Origin of the sequence: Streptomyces sp. NPDC088746 (genome assembly GCF_044751065.1) — a bacterium.
Taxonomy (GTDB): Bacteria; Actinomycetota; Actinomycetes; order Streptomycetales; family Streptomycetaceae; genus Streptomyces.
Genome location: NZ_JBIVLA010000003.1, coordinates 711,633 through 731,679 on the forward strand (window position 1 = coordinate 711,633; position 20,047 = coordinate 731,679).

Here is a 20,047-nt window from a genome sequence, read left to right on the forward strand (position 1 = left end):
GGAGGCGCCTCCACGTGAGGCGCCTCCGTGCCCGCTCCCTACCGCCAGCGATCAAGGAGACGCATCACCGTGCACCGCACTCTGAGACGCCTGATCACAGGGGTCCTGCTCATGGCACTCCCCGCGCTGGGCGGTGTGGCGCTCGCGCCCGCCGCCCAGGCGCACCCGGGCCATGAACACGCCCTGGACTGGTCGAACTACGAGAAGGTCACCCTGACGAAGGACACCGGCGAGCCGATCGACCTCGCCGTGCTGCCCGACAACCGCGTGCTGCACACGGCCCGCAACGGCGACGTACGGCTCACCGACCCCGGCACCGGCGTCACGAAGGTCGTCAACCACGTCGACGTGTACCAGAACTCCGAGATGGGGCTTCAGACCGTCACGCTCGACCCGGACTTCGCCGCCAACAAGTGGGTCTATCTCTACTACTCACCGCCGCTGAACACCCCGGCCGGCTCCGCGCCGCTCCAACTGCCCGCCGGGCAGGACGACTCGTACTGGAAGCAGTGGGAGGGGTACGACACCCTGACCCGCTTCAAGTGGACCGGGGACAAGCTCGACCTCTCCACCGCGCAGGAGATCATCCGGGTCGACAGCAACCGCGGCCAGTGCTGTCACGTGGCCGGTGACGTGGACTTCGACGGGGAGGGAAACCTCTACCTCGCGACCGGTGGCAACACCCCGGCGTCGGGTCCGAACGTCAACGGCTACACGCCGATCAACGACGCGGCCGGCTACAACCCCGGGCTCGACGAGCGCCGCGGGTCGGGCAACACCAACGACCTGCGGGGCAAGATCCTGCGCATCCACGTGCAGGAGGACGGCAGTTACACCGTCCCTGAAGGGAACCTCTTCGAGCCCGGCACGGACAGGACCCGTCCCGAGATCTTCGTGATGGGCCTGCGCAATCCCTTCCGGCTGGCGGTGGACCCCGAGACCGACGCCGTGATGTGGGGCGACTACGGCCCGGACGCCGGGACCGCCGACCCGAATCGCGGGCCGATGGGATACGTCGAGTGGCAGACCACGACCAAGGCCATGAACAGCGGCTGGCCGTACTGCACGGGTGACAACAGCAAGCCCTACCGGGACTTCGACTTCGCCACCCTCACACCCGGCCCCGCCTTCGACTGCGCGGCGCCGGTCAACGACTCCCGCTGGAACACCGGCCTGACCGAGCTGCCCGCGTCCGCGCCGGCCACGCTCTGGTACGGCGACCGGGACAGCGACCAGCCCTGGCCCGAGCTGACCGCCTTCCGCGGTCCCGGCGGCCCTGGTGGGCAGGCCCCGATGGGCGGCCCGGTCTACCACTACGACGCGGACAACCCCTCCCCCGGCAAGTTCCCGGAGTACTGGGACGGCAAGGCGTTCTTCGCGGAGTTCTCCCAGGACTACGTCGCCGCGCTCACGCTCGACGGGCCGGACGGCCCGGTGAGCAAGCTGGAGAACCTCCTGCCCAACAGTGAGCGTTCGCAGAACGGCATCCCGCAGTGGGACAACCCGATGGACCTGGAGTTCGGCCCGGACGGCGCGCTCTACGTCCTCGACTACGGCGACGGATTCTTCCGGCAGAACCCCGACGCCGGCCTCTACCGGATCGACTACGCCGAGGGCAACAAGGCACCCACCGCCGTGATCAGGGCCGACAGGACGTCCGGCCAGGCCCCGCTGGAGGTCTCGTTCGACGCCACGGGCTCCAGTGACCCGGAGAACGGCGACCTCACCTACCAGTGGGACCTCGACGGCGACGGCACGTTCGACGCCACCGGGCCCAAGGCCACCCGTACGTATCCGGAGAACGGGCAGTTCCAGGCGCGGCTGAAGGTCTCCGACCCTCAGGGCAAGTCCGGCCTGTCGAGCCGTCAGATCACCGTGGGCAACACGGCGCCGACGGTACGGATCACCTCGCCGCCCGACGGCGGGTTCTTCAACTGGGGCGACGCCGTGCCGTACGGCATCGCCGTCGAGGACCCGGAGGACGGCACCACGCCGGACTGCGCCAAGGCGGCCTGGACCTTCGGTCTCGGGCACAACCAGCACGGGCACCCGGTCAACAGCGGCACCGGTTGCGCGGGCGGCGTCGTCACCCCGACCGACGCGGGGCACGGCGACACCGAGAACGTCTTCGGCGTTCTCGGAATCACCTACACCGACAAGGGCGCGGGCGGCGTTCCGCCGGCCACCGGCGACGCCCAGGTGGTGCTCAACCCGGCCCTCATGCAGGCCGAGCACTACGACTCGGCGGAGGGAGTCACGGTCACGGACGACACCACGGCGTCGGGGCAGCGCAAGCTGACCTCCTTCGACGCGGGTGACTGGATCGCGTACGACCCGGTGTCGTTCGCCGGGATCACCGGGGTGCAGACACGTGCCGGTGGCGCCGGCACTCTGGCGCTGCGCTGGGGCGCGGCCGACGCGGAGCCGTTCGCCACGGTGCCGGTTCCGGCCGGTGAGGGCTGGAAGACCGTCACCACCGCCCTGTCCGGAGCGCCTTCGGGGAGCGGCGAGGTCTTCGTCACCAGCTCGGGCGGTGTCGAGCTGGACTCGCTGACCTTCCAGGGCGCGGGTGTCGCGGACCGGACCGCGCCCAAGGTCACCGCCACCCTCAACCCGCCCCGGCCCAACGGTGACGACGGCTGGTACACCGGCAACGTGTCGCTCGCCGTCTCGGCGACCGACAACGGGACGGTCGCGAGCCGCCAGTACTCGGTCGACGGGGGGACGACGTGGCAGTCGGCCAACGCGGCCGTCACCCTGTCCACCGAGGGCGCCACGACCGTCCGCTACCGGGCGACGGACAACGGCGGCAACGTCTCCGAGGTGGGTTCGCTCACCGTACGGATCGACCGCACCGGCCCGACGGTGGCGGTGACCGGTCTCGACGCGGGCGGCGTGTACGGGGATTCCGGAAGGCCCACGCCGGTCTTCTCGCTACAGGACACGGTGTCCGGCGGGGCCACCGCGACGGGCACACTGGACGGCAGACCCGTCACCTCGGGCCAGGTGCTGGAGCTGTGGCGGCTGCCACTGGGGAGCCATGACCTCACGGTCAGGGCCCGGGACAAGGCCGGTAACACGGCCACGAAGACCGTGACCTTCACGACCCGTACGTCCTACGCGGACATCCGCGGGCTGGTCACCAGGATGCGGGCCGACGGCCTGATCACGGCGCAGGGACAGCAGCGGCTCACCGTACGGCTCGCCCAGGCGGAGGCGCACGCCGACGCGGGCCGCACCGGTCAGGCCGCGGCCGTACTGGAGTCGTTCGCCGGCTACGCGTCCGACACCGCCCTGGTGCCGGACAGCGAGGCCGGCGCGGCACTGGCCCGGAGCGCGCGAGCGCTGAAGGGAGGCGCCACCGGCTGACGCCGGGAGGGACGGAGCTGCCCCGCTGTCACCGGCGGGGCAGTTCTGTGCCCGGACCCCGCGGGAGACGGGTGCTCGCAGGTGGCGGGGCCGGGAGTTCCGTCAACAGTGCGGCAACTTTCCGCGTCCTGTGAAAAAGTTGCCGGAAGTCGCCCGCGCCTCGCCCTGCGGCGCGCGAGCGCGGGCCCCGCCGGGCGTCACGTTGCCGGGGCTCCGTGCCACCTCCGCGACAACTCCCCACGCTCTCCGAGGGCGTTCAGAGGAAGTGAGTCCGTGAACCTTCAGTACCGCGTGTTGAGTCTGTTGCGTGACAACGGACCGCTGTCCCGCGCCCAACTCGCGGACCGGCTGGAGGTCCCGCGCCCGCGGCTGCTCGGCGAACTCGACCGCATGGTCGCGGCCGGGCGCGTCTGCGAGGCCGGCCCCGCCGCGTCGCGCGGCGGGCGGCGCTCCACCCTCGTCCAGCTCGATCCCGGGGTGCGCTTCGCCGCCGTCGATCTGGGCGCCAGCTCCATCGACATCGAGATCACCGACGGCGCGCTGGCGCCGGTGGCCTCCTGCTCCGAGCCGGCGGACATCCGCTCCGGGCCGGTCGCCGTGCTCGGGCGGGTCAGCGAACTCCTGCGTGCGCTGGCCGACGAAGGGCACTACACGCGACTCGACGCGATCGGCATCGGACTGCCGGGGCCGGTCAGCTTCCGCGAGGGCATACCCGTCTCGCCGCCGATCATGGTGGGCTGGAACCGCTTCCCGGTACGCGACACCCTCGCCCGCGCGCACGGCTGTCCCGTGGTGGTCGACAACGACGTCAACGTGATGTCCCTCGGAGAGCAGCACAGCGGGGTCGCGAGGACCGTCGACCACCTGCTCTTCGTGAAGATCGGCAGTGGTATCGGCTCCGGCATGCAGCACCACGGCCGCATCTACCGGGGCGCGGAGGGGTGTGCCGGCGACATCGGGCACGTCCAGGTCGAGGCCGAGGCCGACGGGCCTGTCTGCTCCTGCGGGAACACCGGTTGTCTTGAGGCGTACTTCGGCGGGGTGGCCCTGTCCAGGGACGCGACGGAGGCCGCGAGGTCCGGGCAGTCACCCGCCCTTGCCGAACGGCTGGCCGAGCGGGGGGTCCTGACCGCCCTGGACGTCGGGGAGTGCGCGGACGGCGGCGACAGCACGAGCGTCGGCCTGGTCCGGGCCGGGGGCCACCGGGTAGGACAGGTCCTCGCCACGCTGGTCAGCTTCATGAACCCGTCGATGATCGTGATCGGCGGAGGTCTGAGCGGGCTGGGCTACCCTCTGCTCGCCGAGATCCGAAGCGTCGTGTACAAACGCTCGCTCCCCCTGGCCACCGGGAACCTGCCGATCGTCATGTCCGAACTCGGCCCTCGCGCGGGGGTGGTGGGAGCCGCGCTCCTGGCGAGCGAACTCGCCTACGGCGAAACGTCGGTGGCCGGGGACACCCCGGGGGCGAAGCCCGCCGGATAGGCGCCCCGGCCGCTCCTCCTGCCCGACCAGGGCCGCACTGCTCCGCCTTGTACGTAAACGCAGGCGACTGGCGTTCATGTACATGGACATCCACTCCTGACCTGGGCGGATTCCCCGATCGATCGCGCCCCTCTCGCCCCTTCGTACCAGGCCGGCAACCCCGGCGACCCGGGGCTGTCGAAGGGTTACGAGGTGAGGTTGGCGAATCCCGGGGAACAAGGGGGCGACAGACGATGGGAGGTTGCCATGGATGGCAGAGATCTGGAACTTGGCGAGCTTCTGGCTGCCGCGGAGTCCGCGCCGCCCGGGGCGTCCGTCGGCGTGGTCGCGCACGATCTGCGCAAGCGCTTCGGGGCGGAGAGTGTGTCGTTCCTGTTCGTCGACCTCATGGGGGAACGGCTGCTACGCCTGACCGCGCCCGCCGAGGGTGCCATGACGGATGTTCCCGAGCGGATCGGTCTGCAGGGCAGCATCTACGACACGGTGCTCCGCAGCCAGCGCCAGCACGTGGGGACGGACGGCCAGGGCGGACGGCGCGTGATCTCGCCGGTGACCAACAGGGGCGACTGCATCGGTGTGCTGGAGGTGACACTGCAGTACGCCGACGAGGCGGTGCTCGGGCAGATCAGCGACGCAGCCCACGCACTGGCGTACATCATCGTCACGGACCGCCGTTTCACCGACCTGTACCACGCCGGCCGGCGCACCACCCGGACCAGTCTGGCCGCCGAGATCCAACATCAGCTGCTTCCTTCGGCCTCCTGCTGCGAGGCTCCCCAGTTCACTCTCGCCGCAGGTCTTGTCCCGGCCGACGACATCGGCGGCGACACCTACGACTACACCCTCGATCAGGACACGCTCCACCTGTCCATCACCGACGCCATGGGCCACGACACCGACTCCGCGCTGCTGGCCACATTGGTCACGGGCGCGCTGCGCGGCGCCCGCCGTACGGGCTGCGACGCGCTGCACCAGGCCCATCGCGCTCACGAGGCCCTGCTGAGCCACAGTCGTGGGCTGGCGACCGGACAACTGCTGTGCGTCCGACTCGAGACGGGCACCTGCGAACTGGTCAACGCGGGCCACCCCTGGCCCCTTCGCCTGCGGGAGGGCGCCACGGAGGCCGAGGAGGTCCAGCTCGCCGTCAACCTGCCGTTCGGCGTCGCGGCGCCCACCTCCTACCAGCTCCAGACGCTGCAGCTGAACCCCGGCGACCGCCTCGTCCTGCTCACCGACGGCATGCAGGAACGAGGGGCCGCGGCGGTCGATCTGGCTGCTCTCGTGGGCGAGACCCGCGCCTCGCATCCCAGGGAGGCCGTGCGCACCCTGACCACAGCGGTGCTGGGGGCCTGCCGGGGCAATCTCAAGGACGACGCGACCGTCCTCATACTGGACTGGCACGGAACCGAGGAGACCGCTCGGCGAGGCGCGCTCGCGGCGCACTGAGCCGTTCAGACCGTGATCGTCTTGTACTCGGTGTACTGCGAGAGGCCGGCAGCCCCGTACTCGCGACCGATGCCACTGGCCTTGAAGCCTCCGAACGGACCGTCGAAGCCGACGGAAGCGCCGTTGACGGTCACGGTCCCGGTGCGGATCCGGCGCGCCACAGCGAGGGCGCGGGCCTCGTCGGAGGACCACACGCCGCCGGAGAGGCCGTACTCGGAGTCGTTGGCGATGCGTACGGCGTCGTCCTCGTCGTCGTAGGCGATGACGACCAGGACGGGGCCGAAGATCTCCTCCTGCGCGATCCTCATGGAGTTGTCGACGTCGGCGAACAGGGTCGGGGTGACGTAGTTGCCCCCTTCCAGGCCCTCGGGGACCTGCGGGCCTCCGGTCACCAGGCGGGCACCTTCCTCGATGCCCAGCGCGATGTAGTCGCGCACCCGCTGCTGCTGGTCCCGGCGGATCATCGGGCCGATGAAGGTGTCCGGCTCCTCGGGGTCCCCCACCTTCAGGGACTCCACGAGCTCCTTCAGGGCGGCCACGATCTCCTCCTGACGGGAGCGCGGTACGAGGATGCGGGTCTGGGCGATGCAGGACTCGCCGTTGTTGAGCAGCGAGCTGAACTTCAGCCCTTGAACGGCCTCGGCCACGTCGGCGTCCGGAAGGATCACTGCCGCCGACTTGCCGCCCAGCTCCAGGCTGACCCGCTTCAGCTGTTCACCCGCGATCGAGGCGATCCGGCGTCCCGCCCGCGTCGATCCGGTGAACGCGATCTTGTCGACTCCCGGGTGCGACACCAGGTACTCACTGGTCTCCCTGTCCGCGGGCAGGACGCTGATCACGCCCTCCGGCAGACCTGCCTGCTCCAGCAGTTCTGCCAGCAGTCCCATGCTCAGCGAGTTCTCCGGCGAGACCTTCAGCACCACCGAGTTTCCCGCCAGCAGGGCCGGAATGATCTTCGCCGTCGCCGACGAGAACGGTGAGTTCCACGGAATCACCGCGGCCACCACGCCCACCGCCTCCCGGCGCACCACGCTGCGCACCGGCGAAGCCGGGTCGGAGGGCTCCACGGTCTCCTCCCATCCGAACTCCTCCGCCGCCTTCAGGTACGCGTTCGCCTGACGCGTGAGGCCCGGCTGACCGGCCAGCGTGAACCACGTCGCGGACCCGTTCTCCGCGGAGATCAGCGCGGCGATCCTCTCGGCGTTCGCTTCGCGCAGGGCGTTGAACTCGCGGAGTACGGCGATCCGTTCAGCAGGCGCCACCCCCTGCCACACCCCCGCGTCGAACGCTGCGCGCGCCGCTGCCACCGCCCGGTCCACATCGGCGGGCAGTGCCTGCGCCGCACGGCCGATCACGGTCCGGTCGTGCGGGGAGCGGATCTCCCGCAGCTCCGCGCCGCTCGGGTCCGTCCAGGAACCCGCGATGAAGAGCCGGTCGTAGGTGATCATTCGCTCCCGCCTCCACGGCATCGTTTAAGTGTCTCATCAATGTAGCACTTCACTCGATTGATGGCACGCTCCTGCGCTGCCTGGGGCATCGGTCGCGGCCTCTCACCTCCGCACGCGGGCACATGACAGCGTGCGTACCCATGTCACAGAGCACTCGTATGCGATGGGGCGCGGCCCTCCCGACGTTCGGTCCGGACGCGAAGCCGGAAGGCGTCATCAGAGCCGGCCGCACCGCGCAGGACATGGGCTACGGCCCCCTGTGGACGGGTGACCGCGTACTCGCCCCGGCCGGAGGCGCGACGGGAGGGTCGCGGCCGAGCACGGCGTGCACGAACTGTTCGTGGATTTCGGCCGGACGCCCGTCACGTCCGACGAACGGATCGACCTGGCCGGCCGCTTCCTCACCGGAGTGCGTGCGGGATGAGGGGACGTACGCGGGTGCGTTCGCGTACGTCAGGTCCTTCCGAGCCCCCGCAGCAGCGTGTCGACGACGAGGTCGGCCGCCCGGGCGGCCGACAGGTCCGGCATCTGCCGCGACGCGAGGTGCATGAGCTGGGGCAGCAGAGCGCCGACCCACCCCGCCGGTGCGTCGGAGCGGAGCACGCCCTCGTCGGTGGCGCGCCGGAGGAAGGCGTCGACTTCGCGGACCGAAGCGTCCCTCCGGGCGCGGACCTCGTCGTCGGCGAGCATGCGGGCCAGGTCCACGGGCCAGGTCCGGTTCACGCCGATGATGTTCTCGACGTACCGGTGCAGTGCCACGGCTACCGGGGCCTCACGCAGTCGCGCGTCCTCGATGGCCCGCTCGATGGCCTCCAGCCGGGCCGCGTAGACGGCCGCGAGGAGTTCCTCGCGGGAGGCGAACCGCCGGTAGACCGTACGCCGGTCCACCCCGGCCTCGGCGGCGATGCTCGCGATACTGGCGCCCGGATCGGCGGCCAGCATGCGCGCCCCGGTGGTCAGGACCGCTTCCACGTTGCGTACGGCGTCGGCTCTCACGCCCGGAGTTTACCCTCGCACGAGAAAGCTGCGACGGTATGTGCCTCAGCGTGGACGGGCATCACGCCGTAGACGCCACATCCAGGTGGCGGACGTCCGGCCGCCGGGATCAGCCCGACTCCGGCGGCTTCTGCGCGTCGAAGGCGAAGAGGGTGTTGTCCGACGCGGCCACGATCACCACGCGCCCCGCGACGGTCACGCGCGGGCTCGCGCCCTCCCCGCCCGACGGGCCCTCGGCCTGCGGATCCGTCGTCCACAGGAGTGTGCCGTCGTCCGGCGAGAGCGCGACGACCCGGCCGGTGGCCGAGCTGAAATACAACGCGCCGGCGCCCGCCACCGGGCCCGAAGCCCCCTCCACGGGCGTCTGCCGCGACCACTTCTTCCGTCCGGTCGCGGGGTCGAACGCCGTGACGAGGCCCGTCTGTCCGCTCACGTAGACGGTGCCGTCCGCCATGCCGGGCGTCCCCCCGTACGTCTTGGACAGTCGGGAGTACGTGACCTTCCGCGAGGCCGGGTCGACCCGCGCCACGCCGTCGTACCCGGTCAGCGCCGTGCCCTCCATGTGTTCCTGGAGGAGTACGAGACTGCCCTTGTCGACGCCCACCGGCCTGGCCGGCCCGTCGACCGCGAGGGGACCGCCCAGTGCCCCCGAGGCGCGGTCGAGCGTCTGCAGGGTGGGGTGGCGCACCTCCAGGGCGTCCACCTCGGCGTCCGTCGCGCACATCGCGAGGAGCAGCGGTCCCGCGGGGACGGGAGCACACTGCGCACCCGCGGGGAACGGCGTCTTCCAGATCACCTCACCGCTGTGCGCGTCCCGGGCCTCGAAGCGGGAGTTGGAGGCGTCCACCGTCACGACGGCGGAGCCGGCCACGACGGCGTCCTGGGTCCGGCCCGTGACCGCCGTCGACTGGGCGCCCGACGGGACGGACCACAACTCCCGGCCGCTGTCCGCGTCGACGGCCACCACCTCGCTGGGAGGGCCCTGCGGGGCGTCCTGGGAGGCGAAGCGATAGCCGAGCACCGTGTCGTCGGTGGCGCCCACCATGTACATGCCCTGGACGGGGACGCCCGGGCTCTTCGCCGTCCACGCCCTCGAGCCGTCCACCGCACTGATACGGGTCGCGACGACACCACCGCCCCCGCAGAACAGCGCGTCGCCGCGCGCGACGCAACGCAGTTCGTCGGGTATGCCCTCGTCACCGCCCCGCACGGTCTCACGCCACGGCGCGAAGCCGTCCGGAAGGGCGGCGGCGGGCGCCGCGACGCTGTCGCCCTTGTCGTCGCCGGCGCTCCCTCCGAAGCTGCCCGTCTTCATCGCGGCGACTCCCCCGCCGATCGCTGCCACCGCGACCGCGGCCGCGAGCACGGGCCGCCATCCGCGACGCAGGCGGCGGCCGGCCGGGGCGCCGCTGCCGTCCGTACCGGAACCGGCCGGGGCGGCCGGAGGCGGCGTGGCCTCCGCCCCGGAGTGATGCTGGGTGATCATGTCGCGGGTCCTGCTCGCGCCGGCCGCGGGCGCCTCGGTCCCACCGAGATCGGACGGCAGGTCACGCAGCAGCACGAGGAGTTCGTCCGCCGAGGGGCGCCCCTCCGGCTCCTTGTCCAGGCAGGACTCGACGACCGCGCGCAGAGCCGCCGGCACGGCGCCCAGCGACGGCTCCTCGTGCACCACCTGATACGCCGTCATGTAGGGACTGTCGGCGTCGAAGGGCCCGTGGCCCGTCGCCGAGTACACCAGCAGGGTCCCCAGCGAGAAGACGTCGGACCGCGGACCCACTCCGCGCGGCGCCTGAAGCTGCTCCGGCGACATGAAGGGCGGTGTACCAATGACGCGTCCTGTCATCGTCAGCGTCTGCTGGTCCGCGGCGCGTGAGATGCCGAAGTCGATGACGCGCGGGCCCTCGGGCGAGAGCACGACGTTCGAGGGCTTCAGGTCACGGTGGACGACCCCCACCCGGTGGATGTCGCGCAGCGCCTCCGCCAGCCCGATGGCGAGCCTCCTCAGCTCCGCACCGTTCAGCGGGCCCTTCGCGGCGATGTGCTGAGCGAGCGTGTTCCCCTCGATGTAGGTGGTCGCCATCCACGGCTGCTCGGCCTCAGGGGCGGCGTCGACCACGGCGGCGGTGAACGCGCCGCTCACCCGTCTCGCGGCCGCCACCTCCTGCCGGAACCGGATGCGGAACTCCTCGTCCCCCGCGAACTGCTGGTGGATCAGCTTGATCGCGACGGGCCGCCCCGAACTCGTACGGGCCAGGAAGACCGTGCCCATACCGCCGGAGCCGAGCCGTGCCTCGAGCGGATAGCCGCCGATCTCCGCTGGATCACCTCCGCGCAGCGACACTCTTCCCGACCTCCTGTCCCCCGTGCACCTCGCCGCCACGGGCCTGCCTGTCCTGCACCCAAACTAACCGCAGGGCAGTACGGCAGAGCAAAGCGGGTGACGAAGAGGGGCCCCCGGGTTGCTCCCGCGCCTCGCGCGGCGAAGCCCCGCCAGGTTCCTGGCGGGGCTTCGCCGTGTCCGGGACACCGCACTACCAGCCGGCCTTCACCCCCGTGTAGGCGGTGCGGCAGTCGGCGTTCGTGGCCTCCGCGGCCAGCTTCTCCATGGAGTTCGTCCAGACCTTCTTGGCCAGCTTCTCCAGCTCCCGCGTCGCGGCGGGCACGTTCGGGGCGTACTTCTTGATCGTGGCCATGGAGGACTTGGCGAACTTGTTGCACACGGGCCCGGCCGCGTTCCGGTAGCGGGTGTCCAGGTCCGCGGCGACCGCCTGGCCGTTCTGGGTCGCCCAGGTGTTCCAGGCGGCGCACGCCGTCTCGGTGAGAACCGCCTGGTCGGCCTCGCTCAGGCCCAGAACCTCGGCCAGCATCGTGTTCTGCACCTTGTCGGGGACCGTGAAGTCGACCACGGGGAACTTGTCGAGAGTTTCGAGCAGCGCCTCCTGACACGCGGGCGGCAGCGGGGCGGCCTGTGCGGGGGCGGGGACGGCCAGGGCGGAGGCCGACAGGAGAGCGGCGGTGAGGACGGTGCGCTGGACGGTGCGCGAAAGGGTCATGAGGGTGGTGCTCCTTACACGTGGAACGTGTCGGTCCGGGCACCGCGTCAGCGCCCGCGGCTACAGAACGATCAAGGGCTTCCCTTGGTCACGGCCGTTGCGGGCGGGGCCCCTTGGGTGCCCTCGGCCGCAGCGGGCCCGGCGGGGGACGGAACGCCGGCCTTCCGTTCCGGTGGCAGGGCGTTGCGGGTGCGCCGGCGGAAGACCAGGAATCCGGCGAACGCGGCGCCGGCGAGCCAGAGGACCTGGATCGCGAGGCCCTCGCGCACCGACGCATCGGAGAAGGCCGCGGACATGCTCGCCTGGACGGCTCCGTACGTCGGCAGGAAGCGCACGACGGCGCTGTCCGATCCGGAGCTGGACAGGGGGTTCTGCAGGGCGACGTCGAGGATGCTGATCATCAGGATGGCGAACATGCCCTCCACCTCGCGACGGAGCACCGATCCGAAGACCACGCCGAACGCGCCGTAGGTGAGGGCGGCACAGAACAGCGCGGCGGCGAGCATGAGGGGCTGCCGGGGGGCCCAGGCGAAGCCGGCGGCGGCCGTCGCGTACGCGGCGACGGCGGCGCAGACCAGCGTGAGCGCGGAGAGCTTGGCGAGGACGAGGTGATACCTCGGGTATCCCGCCATGGCCAGGCGGCGGTCGAACGCCCCGCCCGTGAAGGTGGCGGCGAACATCATGAACCCGGCGATCAGGGTGACCGCGTTCAGCGCACCGGTGATCTGGGTGAGGTGGTTCCCCGGCGGGGACAGGATCTCTCCCGTGGCCCGCAGCCGGAACGGTGCGGGCCCGTCGGGGATGGTCACATAGGCGAGGCCGATCCACACGGGGATGTACGCGACCACCAGCAGCATCGCGAACCGGTTGCGGGCATGCCCGATCAGCGCGTACCGGGACGCCGTGGTGAAGAGGGACCAGTGCCGCCTCATGCCGTCGCCCCCGCACGCGGTTCCTGAAGGGTGAGGCGCCCGCCGTCCAGTCGCCACAGCACGTCCAGCCGGTCGATGTCGTACGCGAGATGCGAGACGACGAGCACCGAGCGTCCGGCGTCGCGCAGCCTCGTCGCCAGCTCCCAGAAGCGCAGATACGTCTCCCAGTCGAAGCCCTGGTAGGGCTCGTCCAGCAGCAGCACGTCCGGATCGTGCATGAGCGCCAGGGTCAGGTTCAGCTTCTGCCGTGAGCCCCCGCTGAGCTGGCCTGCCCGCCGGTCGAGGTACTCGGTGAAGGCCAGGGTCTCCATCACCTCTCCGGCCCGCCGCAGGTCCGGGAGCCCGAACGCGCTCCGGAAGAAGTCGAGATGCTGGCGGACGGTGAAGGAGTCGTCCAGCACCACGGACTGCGGGCAGTAGCCGAACCTGCCGGCATGGTGCACCGATCCCCGGTCCGGCCTGAGTTCACCGGCGAGGGCCTTCAGCAGAGTCGTCTTGCCGGCGCCGTTCTCCCCGACGATCCCGGCGAGGGTTCCGGGCCGCAGCGAGAGGTCGACGCCCCGGAGAACGGCGTGCTGCCGGTAGGAGTGGTGCACATCTCTGACGTCCATCGCGCTGCTCCGTCGTGCCAGGTCTTCCCGATGGCCGCGGAACCGGTCCGCGTCTTCCAGTCGGCGAGTTCGTCCGGCCGGCCACTCGGCGGCTCGACCGGTCCGCTCGTGGTCAACGAGCGGGCCACGCGGCGGAAACGGCGCCGGAGGCACGTCGGCGTCAACGCGGTGCACGCCGCGTCACGCGTGCGGCGGGTTCACCGCCGTCAACCGGCTCCGGGGGAGCGCGGGTGACTAGCGTGACCGGGGCCGGAGCGCCGCGGCCGGGCGCCGTCGTACGGTCCTCCCCCTCACGCGCGCTCGGGCGCGGTCACGTCCACACGAGGGAAGGTCGGACAGTCATGCGGAGAACGTGCGTGATCGGTGCGGGGCCGTCCGGCCTGGCAGCGAGCAAGGTCCTCGCCTCCCGGAACGTCCCGTTCGACTGCTTCGAGGCCGGTTCGGAGATCGGCGGCCTCTGGCGGTACGGCAACGACAACGGCATGTCGGGGGTGTACGCGTCGCTGCACGCGAACATCTCGAAGGAGAGCATGTCCTTCTCCTCGCTGGCCATGCCGGAGACCTATCCTGTCTTTCCGCACCACAGCAAGGTCCTCGCCTACCTGGAGGACTACGCCACCTCCTTCGGCCTGCACCGCCACATCACGCCCGGCACCGAGGTCACCTCGGTGCGGCCCCTGGACGACGGCGGCTGGGAGGTCGCCCTCCGGCCCCGCGGAGACACGGACGCGGAGACGGAGACACGGCGTTACACCGAGGTGGTGGTGGCCAACGGTCACCACTGGGACCCCCGTCTGCCCGACCCGGCCGTCCCCGGAGCCGAGCAGTTCGAGGGGCCCGCCGTCCACTCGCACGACTACCGCTCCCCCGAGCCGTATGCCGGGCTGCGGGTGCTGGTGGTCGGCATGGGCAACTCCGCGTGCGAGATCGCGGCGGAGATCTCCCGTACGGCCGCGCGGACGTACCTCTCCGCACGCGACGCGGCGCATGTGTTCCCCAAGATGCTGCTCGGCCGGCCGGCGGACCATCTGGTGTGGAGCCCGCTGTCCCGCCTTCCGCAGCCCCTCAAGGGGCCGGCGATGGCGCTCCTCCTGCGGCTCACCCGTGGCGCCCCGTCCCACTACGGGCTCCCCGAACCGGTCCGGGGCCCCCTCGCCGCCCACCCCTCCACCTCGGACGAACTCCTCGTCCAACTGGCCCGTGGCGCGGTCACCCCCAAGCCCGGGGTGAGCTCCTTCGGCCGGGACACGGCGGCCTTCACGGACGGCAGCCGCGAACCCGTGGACGCCGTGGTGTACGCCACCGGTTACTCCATCACCTTCCCCTTCCTGGACCCCTCCGTCTTCGCCGCCCCGGGCGGCCGCACCGAGCTCTACCTGCGCACGGTCCCGCCGCGGCTCCCCGGGCTCTACTTCATGGGGCTCGCCCAACCCGCCGGTGCGGCCTTCCCGTTGCTCGAACCGCAGGCGGAGTGGATCACCGACCTGCTGGAGGGCACGGTCGCCCTTCCCTCACCGGAGGACATGGAGCAGGCGATCGCCCGTGAACGGCGCCGCCATGAGAAGACGTACGTGTCCACCTACCGTCACGGCATCGAGATCGACATCCGCTCCTACCGGAGAGCCCTCCGCAGGGAACTCCGGGCGGGCAGGCGCCGGGCACGCGGTGCGCTCCTGTCGCTGCCCGGCGTGGCCGGGCCCGCTCCGGCGGCCGACGCCGCCTGATCCTCGCCGTCCGCGGGCCCGACAGGGCAAGGGCCGAGCTCACGCCGGCGCCGAGCTCTCCTCCAGCTCCCCCACGGCCTGCTCCCAGAGCTCCGGCAGCAGTTCCCCCATCGGGAGGGCGCGGTCGGCGACGAAGGACACCTCGGCCCAGTCACCGAAGAACGACAGCCCCACCCCGAAGAGGTGCCCGGGTACGAGCAGGGGCAGCAGAGCGGTGCCGGTCACCTGCGTCTCCCCCAGGCTCCCCTTGTCGGCGAGCGGCATGGAGGTGGCCATGACGTTGGTGACGCGTGGGGAGAGCACCCTTCGCATGTACCAGTCGGTGGGGCGGCCCGGCATGAAGCGCACCAGGTCCTGAATGGCCTGCCGCCACGCCTCGCCCCGCAGCTTCCGGGTCGCCGTCATGACGTGGTCCAGTCGCCGCAGGGGCGCCGCCCCGTCCTGGGACCCGTCCGTGCGCCGTGAGGCGATCCGCACGGGCAGCTCAAGCGGCAGGGCGAAGCATCGGTTCCCCCATGTCTGGTCCTCTTCGGTGCGGCGCGCGTCGACGGGCAGCACGGCCGTCACCCGTGGGAGCGGTACGCCGGAGCGGTCCGACCAGACCGACAACGCCCCGGCGAGAGCCGCGAGATGCACGTCGTGGGCCGAGCCGCCGCGCGGCGCACCGATCCGGCGGAGGGTGTCCACCGGTACGCGCCCCCGCCACAGCCGTTGCTCCCCCGAGGGCACGAACGCGGCTCCGGGTCGGTGCCGGCGGACGACGAGGGAGCCGGCGACGAATTTCGTGGCCAGTCCGACGGCCGCGCCCACGCGCCGTGGCACCCCGGCCCCACGGCCCCCGCCCGGCACCGGGCGGGCGGAGGGTTCCCCCTCGCCCAGCATCGTCCGGAAGGTCATGGCGGCGGCCGAACCGTCCTGGCAGGCGTGGCGGAAGCGGTAGCACACGGCGTACGCGTCGGGCGCGTGGCCGTGGACCAGCCACACACCCCAGTACGCGCCGGGCGCGAACGGGGCGTTGAGCGCGGTGTGCAGGGCGGCGTCCCACCCGTCGGGGCCGTCGGCGACCACCTCGTGCACGTGCCGGTCGACGGCGAAGTCCGCGTCCGGCTGCCACCGGAGCCGCCGGCCGCCCTCGACCCGGCTGGTGAGCAGGGGCAGTTCGCCCAGGCGGAAGCCCACATACGCGCGGAGGTCCGCCAGGGCCGGGGCCGGGCCGCTGAGGTACGCGACGCCGCCGGCGTCCCAACGGACGTCGGGCCGGCGGCGTTCCAGGTTGAGGAAGGCGCGGTCGACGGAGTGGGCCGGATGGCGGGGCGAGGGAACGGACCGACCGGGCCGGCCGGACGTGTCCGGCGGGACGGACCGGGCGGACCGGGCGGACTGATCGGAGACGGGCATGGGGCAGGGCTCCTATTCGTGCCAACAGCGAGCGGGCCGACGGGAAGAGGACGGGCGGAGCGCGGCGGGCCGACCGGCGGGCCGAGCACCGGACCGGGCAGCCCGGCCACCCGCCCGACCATTCAGGATGACCACCGACGACGGCGGAGCCGTCCGGCACCGGAATGCCGCTCCCGCTCCCCGCAGCCCTGTCCCCGCCCGTCGCGGTGGACCGCCGGAGGCGCCGTCAGGCTCCCGGGGCACCCGAACGCCGTGCGGTGACTGGCCTGCTGCCGCCCGCAGCCCGCCGCCGGAGGCGGGTGCGCGCTCGGGAGGAACGTCCCGGAACCCCGCCCACAAGATCCCTCGAAGGGGGGACACGCCTCCGCACCGCCGCCTCACTCCCGTACGTCCGGGCGCCCTGGCCTGCGGCGGGATTCCTCCGATCGGTGCAGGTCGCGGCCGTCACGGCGTGGCGTACTTCGTTCGGGTGAGCGGATCGAATCGGGGGTCCCGCCCTGCTCACCGTCTGACATCGTGTGCCGTGCGCCGGAGATCATCGGGCCCCGAGAGGGCCCGAGAAGCCCCCGGCGAGGCTGGGGGCGTCGGGGGGGCCGGCGAGCACTCGCCGCACCGGAACGGCCGGACGGGTCGAGCCGCTCGCACCACGACCGCCGGGTGACACTCCGCGCCGTGGAACGGCCGGTGGCGCCCCGTTCCGCCGCTCCCGGTCGCCGCAGCAGCGGCACCACGTCCCCGCCCCTCCGCACCCGGTCGCGGGCCCGTCCCTTTCGAAGCCTTGGAGCCATGGTCGTGCATGTCGCCCTCACCGGCGCCACCGGATTTCTCGGACTGCGCCTGTTGCGTCGCCTGCTCGACACGCACAGTTCGCTCACGGTCCTGGCCCACGCGGGGTCGGGAGACGCTCTGCGCCGCATCATCCGGTTCTTCGAACTGACGGGCGCCACCGAGGCGTTCGTCGCCGGGCTCCCCGGCCGGTTGCGGGTGGTGGAGACCGATCTCGCACAGCCCCGGTTGGGACTGTCCGCGCGGGCGTTCCAGGAGCTCGCCGACGGCATCGGCACGCTCTGGCACAGCGCGGGCTCCATCAACCTGGAGGGGGACCTCCCCGAGCTGCGCCGGACCAATGTCGAAGGGACCCGGCACCTGCTGGAGCTGGCCACCGCCGGCCGCGGTCGTCCCCTGGTCCACCACGTGAGCACCGCCTTCGTGGCCGGAGCACGACGTGAAGGGGTGGCGTACGAGGACGAGCTGGACGATGCCTGGGGTTTCGAGAACGCCTACGAACGCTCCAAGTACGAGGCGGAGCTGCTCGTCCACGCGTGGTCCAGGGAGCACGGCCGCCCGGCCCTGGTCATGCGGCCGAGCATCCTGGTCTCCGACGTGCCGCCCCACCCGGAACTGCCCGCGCATCCGCTGCTGGTCATCGAGCGGATCCTGCGTGACGCGCGAGGTGCCGCGGGCCCCCAGGCCCCCGGCCGGCCCCGCGTGCGCACGGTGGGGCATCCGCACGGCCACCTGAACCTGTTGCAGGTGGAGCACGCGGCCGAGGTCATGGTGCGGCTGGCCGGCCGGACGCCCTCGGGCGGGGTCGACACGTACCACGTCGTCCACGACCGCGACGTGCCCGTACCCACCGTCGTGACCTTGCTCGAACAGCTGGTCCCGCTCACGGTCGAACTGGTCGCCACCAAGCCGGACGCCCCGTCGGCGCTGGAGGCGCTGCTGGACTTCTACCCGGGCATGACCGCCTATCTGGCCCACCGGCGGCGGTTCGACGACACCCGGGTCAGGTCGCTGCTGGGGCCCTCGGCCGCGTCCGCCCCCGTGGGCCTCGACTACCTCTGGTCCGGTCTGGCCCCGCCCGGCCGGGCACGCACCGGGTCGCCGGACGCACCCACGACCGCCTTCTCGTCCTCCCGTCACGCCTGACCAGCAGACGTCCTCTCCCGTTGGAGCCTCTCCGTGTCCGTCCTCGCAGCTCCCGGCTCCCCCGCCGCGTCCCCGCCGGTGTTCTCCCCCGAAGGGATCACGGCCTGTGTCCGGCGGATCCGGGCACCCGTCCACGTGGTCAGCGGGCCGGACGGCCGTGAGCTGGGGCTCGCGACCGGTCCCGTACCGGGCGGACCGGTGCTCGGTACGCTGCCGCCGCTGTATCCGGAGTGGCTCGGCGGCCGCACCTTCTGCGAGGCGCACGGCGTCCGCTTCCCCTATGTCGCGGGCGAGATGGCGAACGGCATCGCGACCACGGGGATGGTGACGGCGATGGCCCGGGCGGACATGCTCGGCTTCTTCGGCGCGGGAGGTCTGGCGTACCCCGACGTGGAGCGGGCCGTGCACACGCTGGTCCAGGAGTTGGGACCGCGCCCGAACTGGGGCGTGAACCTCATCCACTCACCGGCCGAACCGGAGCTGGAGTGGCGCGTCGCCGAGCTGCTGCTGCGCCGCGGCGTCCCCCGGATCTCCGCGTCGGCGTTCATGGACCTGACCCCGGCCGTCGTGTTGTGCGCCGCCCGGGGGCTGCGCCGGGGCGCGGACGGCGGCATCGTCCGGCGTACGACGGTGCTCGCGAAGGTCTCCCGGCCCGAGGTGGCCGAGAAGTTCCTCTCCCCCGCCCCGGCCGCCCTGCTGAGCTCCCTCGTCGCCCAGGGCGAACTGACCCGGGAGGAGGCGGAGCTGGCGGCCCGGGTGCCGGTGGCCGAGGACATCACCGTGGAGGCGGACAGCGGCGGCCACACCGACAACCGGCCGCTGTCGGCCCTGCTGCCCAGGATCGCCCTGCTGCGCGACGTGCTGTGCCGGCGCTTCGGCTACAGCCGGCCGGTCCGCATCGGGGCGGCCGGCGGCCTCGGCACACCGGATGCGGTGGCCGCCGCCTTCGCCCTCGGCGCGTCGTACGTGGTCGTCGGATCGGTGAACCAGACGGCCGTGGAGGCGGGCCTGTCCGACGAGGCCAAGGCCATGCTCTGCGACGCGGACATCGCCGATGTGGCCATGGCACCGGCGGCCGACATGTTCGAGCTAGGTGTGAAACTGCAGGTTCTCTCCCGGGGAACGATGTTCGCCCAGCGGGCCGCGCGGCTCCACGCGGCGTACCGGGCGCACGGCTCGCTCGAGGAGATCCCGTCCGCACTGCGCGTCCCGATCGAACGTGACGTGCTGCGCGCCCCGTTCGACGAGATCTGGCAGCGGACCCGCACGTTCTGGGAGCAGCGCGATCCCGCGGAGATCACCCGTGCGGAGGCCGACCCGAAGCACCGCATGGCCCTGGTCTTCCGCTGGTACCTGGGCAGTTCGAGCCGGTGGGCGATCACCGGGGACGGGTCACGGCGGGCCGACTACCAGATCTGGTGCGGGCCGGCGATGGGCGCGTTCAACCGGTGGGCCGAGGGCACCGTGCTGGCCGAACCGGCGAACCGGTCGGTGGTGCAGATCGCGCTCAACCTGCTCGAAGGGGCCGCCGTGCTGACCAGAGCCCATCAACTGCGCACCTACGGAGTCCCGTTGACGCCGGAGGCTTTCACGTACACGCCGTGCGAGCTGGCGTGAGCGCGCCCGGCGCCCCGGAGGCGCGCACGACGACAGCCC

General features: G+C 72.1%; 13 protein-coding genes. 6 read left to right on the forward strand and 7 right to left on the reverse strand.

Annotated features, from left to right (window positions below; genetic code table 11):
• Window positions 1-69 precede the first annotated feature (69 nt).
• From ACIP63_RS17640 to ACIP63_RS17650, 3 genes are all read left to right on the forward strand, one after another.
• Window positions 70-3,369 carry a PQQ-dependent sugar dehydrogenase gene (locus ACIP63_RS17640; RefSeq protein ID WP_401516516.1) on the forward strand — a complete coding sequence of 1,100 codons (3,300 nt, stop codon included), beginning with the start codon at window positions 70-72 and terminating at the stop codon, window positions 3,367-3,369.
• 273 nt (window positions 3,370-3,642) lie between these two features.
• Window positions 3,643-4,851: an ROK family protein gene (locus tag ACIP63_RS17645; protein WP_401516518.1), complete on the forward strand. Its 1,209-nt coding sequence runs from the start codon at window positions 3,643-3,645 to the stop codon at window positions 4,849-4,851.
• Between the two features lie 246 nt (window positions 4,852-5,097).
• Window positions 5,098-6,297, forward strand: coding sequence for a PP2C family protein-serine/threonine phosphatase (locus ACIP63_RS17650; protein WP_401516520.1), 1,200 nt, complete (start codon window positions 5,098-5,100; stop codon window positions 6,295-6,297).
• A 5-nt stretch (window positions 6,298-6,302) separates the two neighbouring features.
• Here ACIP63_RS17650 and ACIP63_RS17655 read toward each other — a convergent pair whose 3' ends face one another.
• The 6 genes from ACIP63_RS17655 to ACIP63_RS17680 form a co-directional block, all read right to left on the reverse strand.
• Entirely contained in the window at window positions 6,303-7,745 is a 1,443-nt protein-coding gene (locus ACIP63_RS17655) for an aldehyde dehydrogenase (RefSeq protein ID WP_401516521.1), read from the reverse strand.
• Window positions 7,746-8,198: 453 nt separating this feature from the next.
• Window positions 8,199-8,687: a TetR/AcrR family transcriptional regulator gene (locus ACIP63_RS17660; protein ID WP_401516935.1), complete on the reverse strand. Its 489-nt coding sequence runs from the start codon at window positions 8,685-8,687 to the stop codon at window positions 8,199-8,201.
• A gap of 163 nt (window positions 8,688-8,850) precedes the next feature.
• The gene (locus tag ACIP63_RS17665; protein WP_401516523.1) at window positions 8,851-11,082 is read right to left on the reverse strand and encodes a PQQ-binding-like beta-propeller repeat protein; all 2,232 of its coding nucleotides are present in this window, start codon (window positions 11,080-11,082) and stop codon (window positions 8,851-8,853) included.
• A 190-nt stretch (window positions 11,083-11,272) separates the two neighbouring features.
• Window positions 11,273-11,794, reverse strand: a complete 522-nt coding sequence (locus ACIP63_RS17670; RefSeq protein WP_401516524.1) for a hypothetical protein — start codon at window positions 11,792-11,794, stop codon at window positions 11,273-11,275.
• A 71-nt stretch (window positions 11,795-11,865) separates the two neighbouring features.
• Window positions 11,866-12,726 carry an ABC transporter permease gene (locus ACIP63_RS17675; protein WP_401516526.1) on the reverse strand — a complete coding sequence of 287 codons (861 nt, stop codon included), beginning with the start codon at window positions 12,724-12,726 and terminating at the stop codon, window positions 11,866-11,868.
• On the reverse strand, window positions 12,723-13,337 hold the full coding sequence (locus ACIP63_RS17680) for an ABC transporter ATP-binding protein (protein ID WP_401516528.1): 615 nt from the start codon (window positions 13,335-13,337) through the stop codon (window positions 12,723-12,725). The genes ACIP63_RS17675 and ACIP63_RS17680 overlap by 4 nt, the downstream gene beginning before the upstream one ends.
• 341 nt (window positions 13,338-13,678) lie before the next feature.
• Between ACIP63_RS17680 and ACIP63_RS17685 the strand changes: the two genes are divergently transcribed.
• The gene (locus ACIP63_RS17685; protein ID WP_401516530.1) at window positions 13,679-15,061 is read left to right on the forward strand and encodes a flavin-containing monooxygenase; all 1,383 of its coding nucleotides are present in this window, start codon (window positions 13,679-13,681) and stop codon (window positions 15,059-15,061) included.
• A 39-nt stretch (window positions 15,062-15,100) separates the two neighbouring features.
• Here ACIP63_RS17685 and ACIP63_RS17690 read toward each other — a convergent pair whose 3' ends face one another.
• Entirely contained in the window at window positions 15,101-16,459 is a 1,359-nt protein-coding gene (locus tag ACIP63_RS17690; protein ID WP_401516532.1) for a hypothetical protein, read from the reverse strand.
• A gap of 786 nt (window positions 16,460-17,245) precedes the next feature.
• On the opposite strand from ACIP63_RS17690, the gene ACIP63_RS17695 reads away from it, so the two are divergent.
• Together ACIP63_RS17695 and ACIP63_RS17700 are read left to right on the forward strand one after the other, a co-directional pair.
• The gene (locus tag ACIP63_RS17695; RefSeq protein ID WP_401516534.1) at window positions 17,246-18,391 is read left to right on the forward strand and encodes an SDR family oxidoreductase; all 1,146 of its coding nucleotides are present in this window, start codon (window positions 17,246-17,248) and stop codon (window positions 18,389-18,391) included.
• A gap of 33 nt (window positions 18,392-18,424) precedes the next feature.
• Window positions 18,425-20,008, forward strand: a complete 1,584-nt coding sequence (locus ACIP63_RS17700; RefSeq protein WP_401516535.1) for a PfaD family polyunsaturated fatty acid/polyketide biosynthesis protein — start codon at window positions 18,425-18,427, stop codon at window positions 20,006-20,008.
• Window positions 20,009-20,047: the final 39 nt, after the last annotated feature.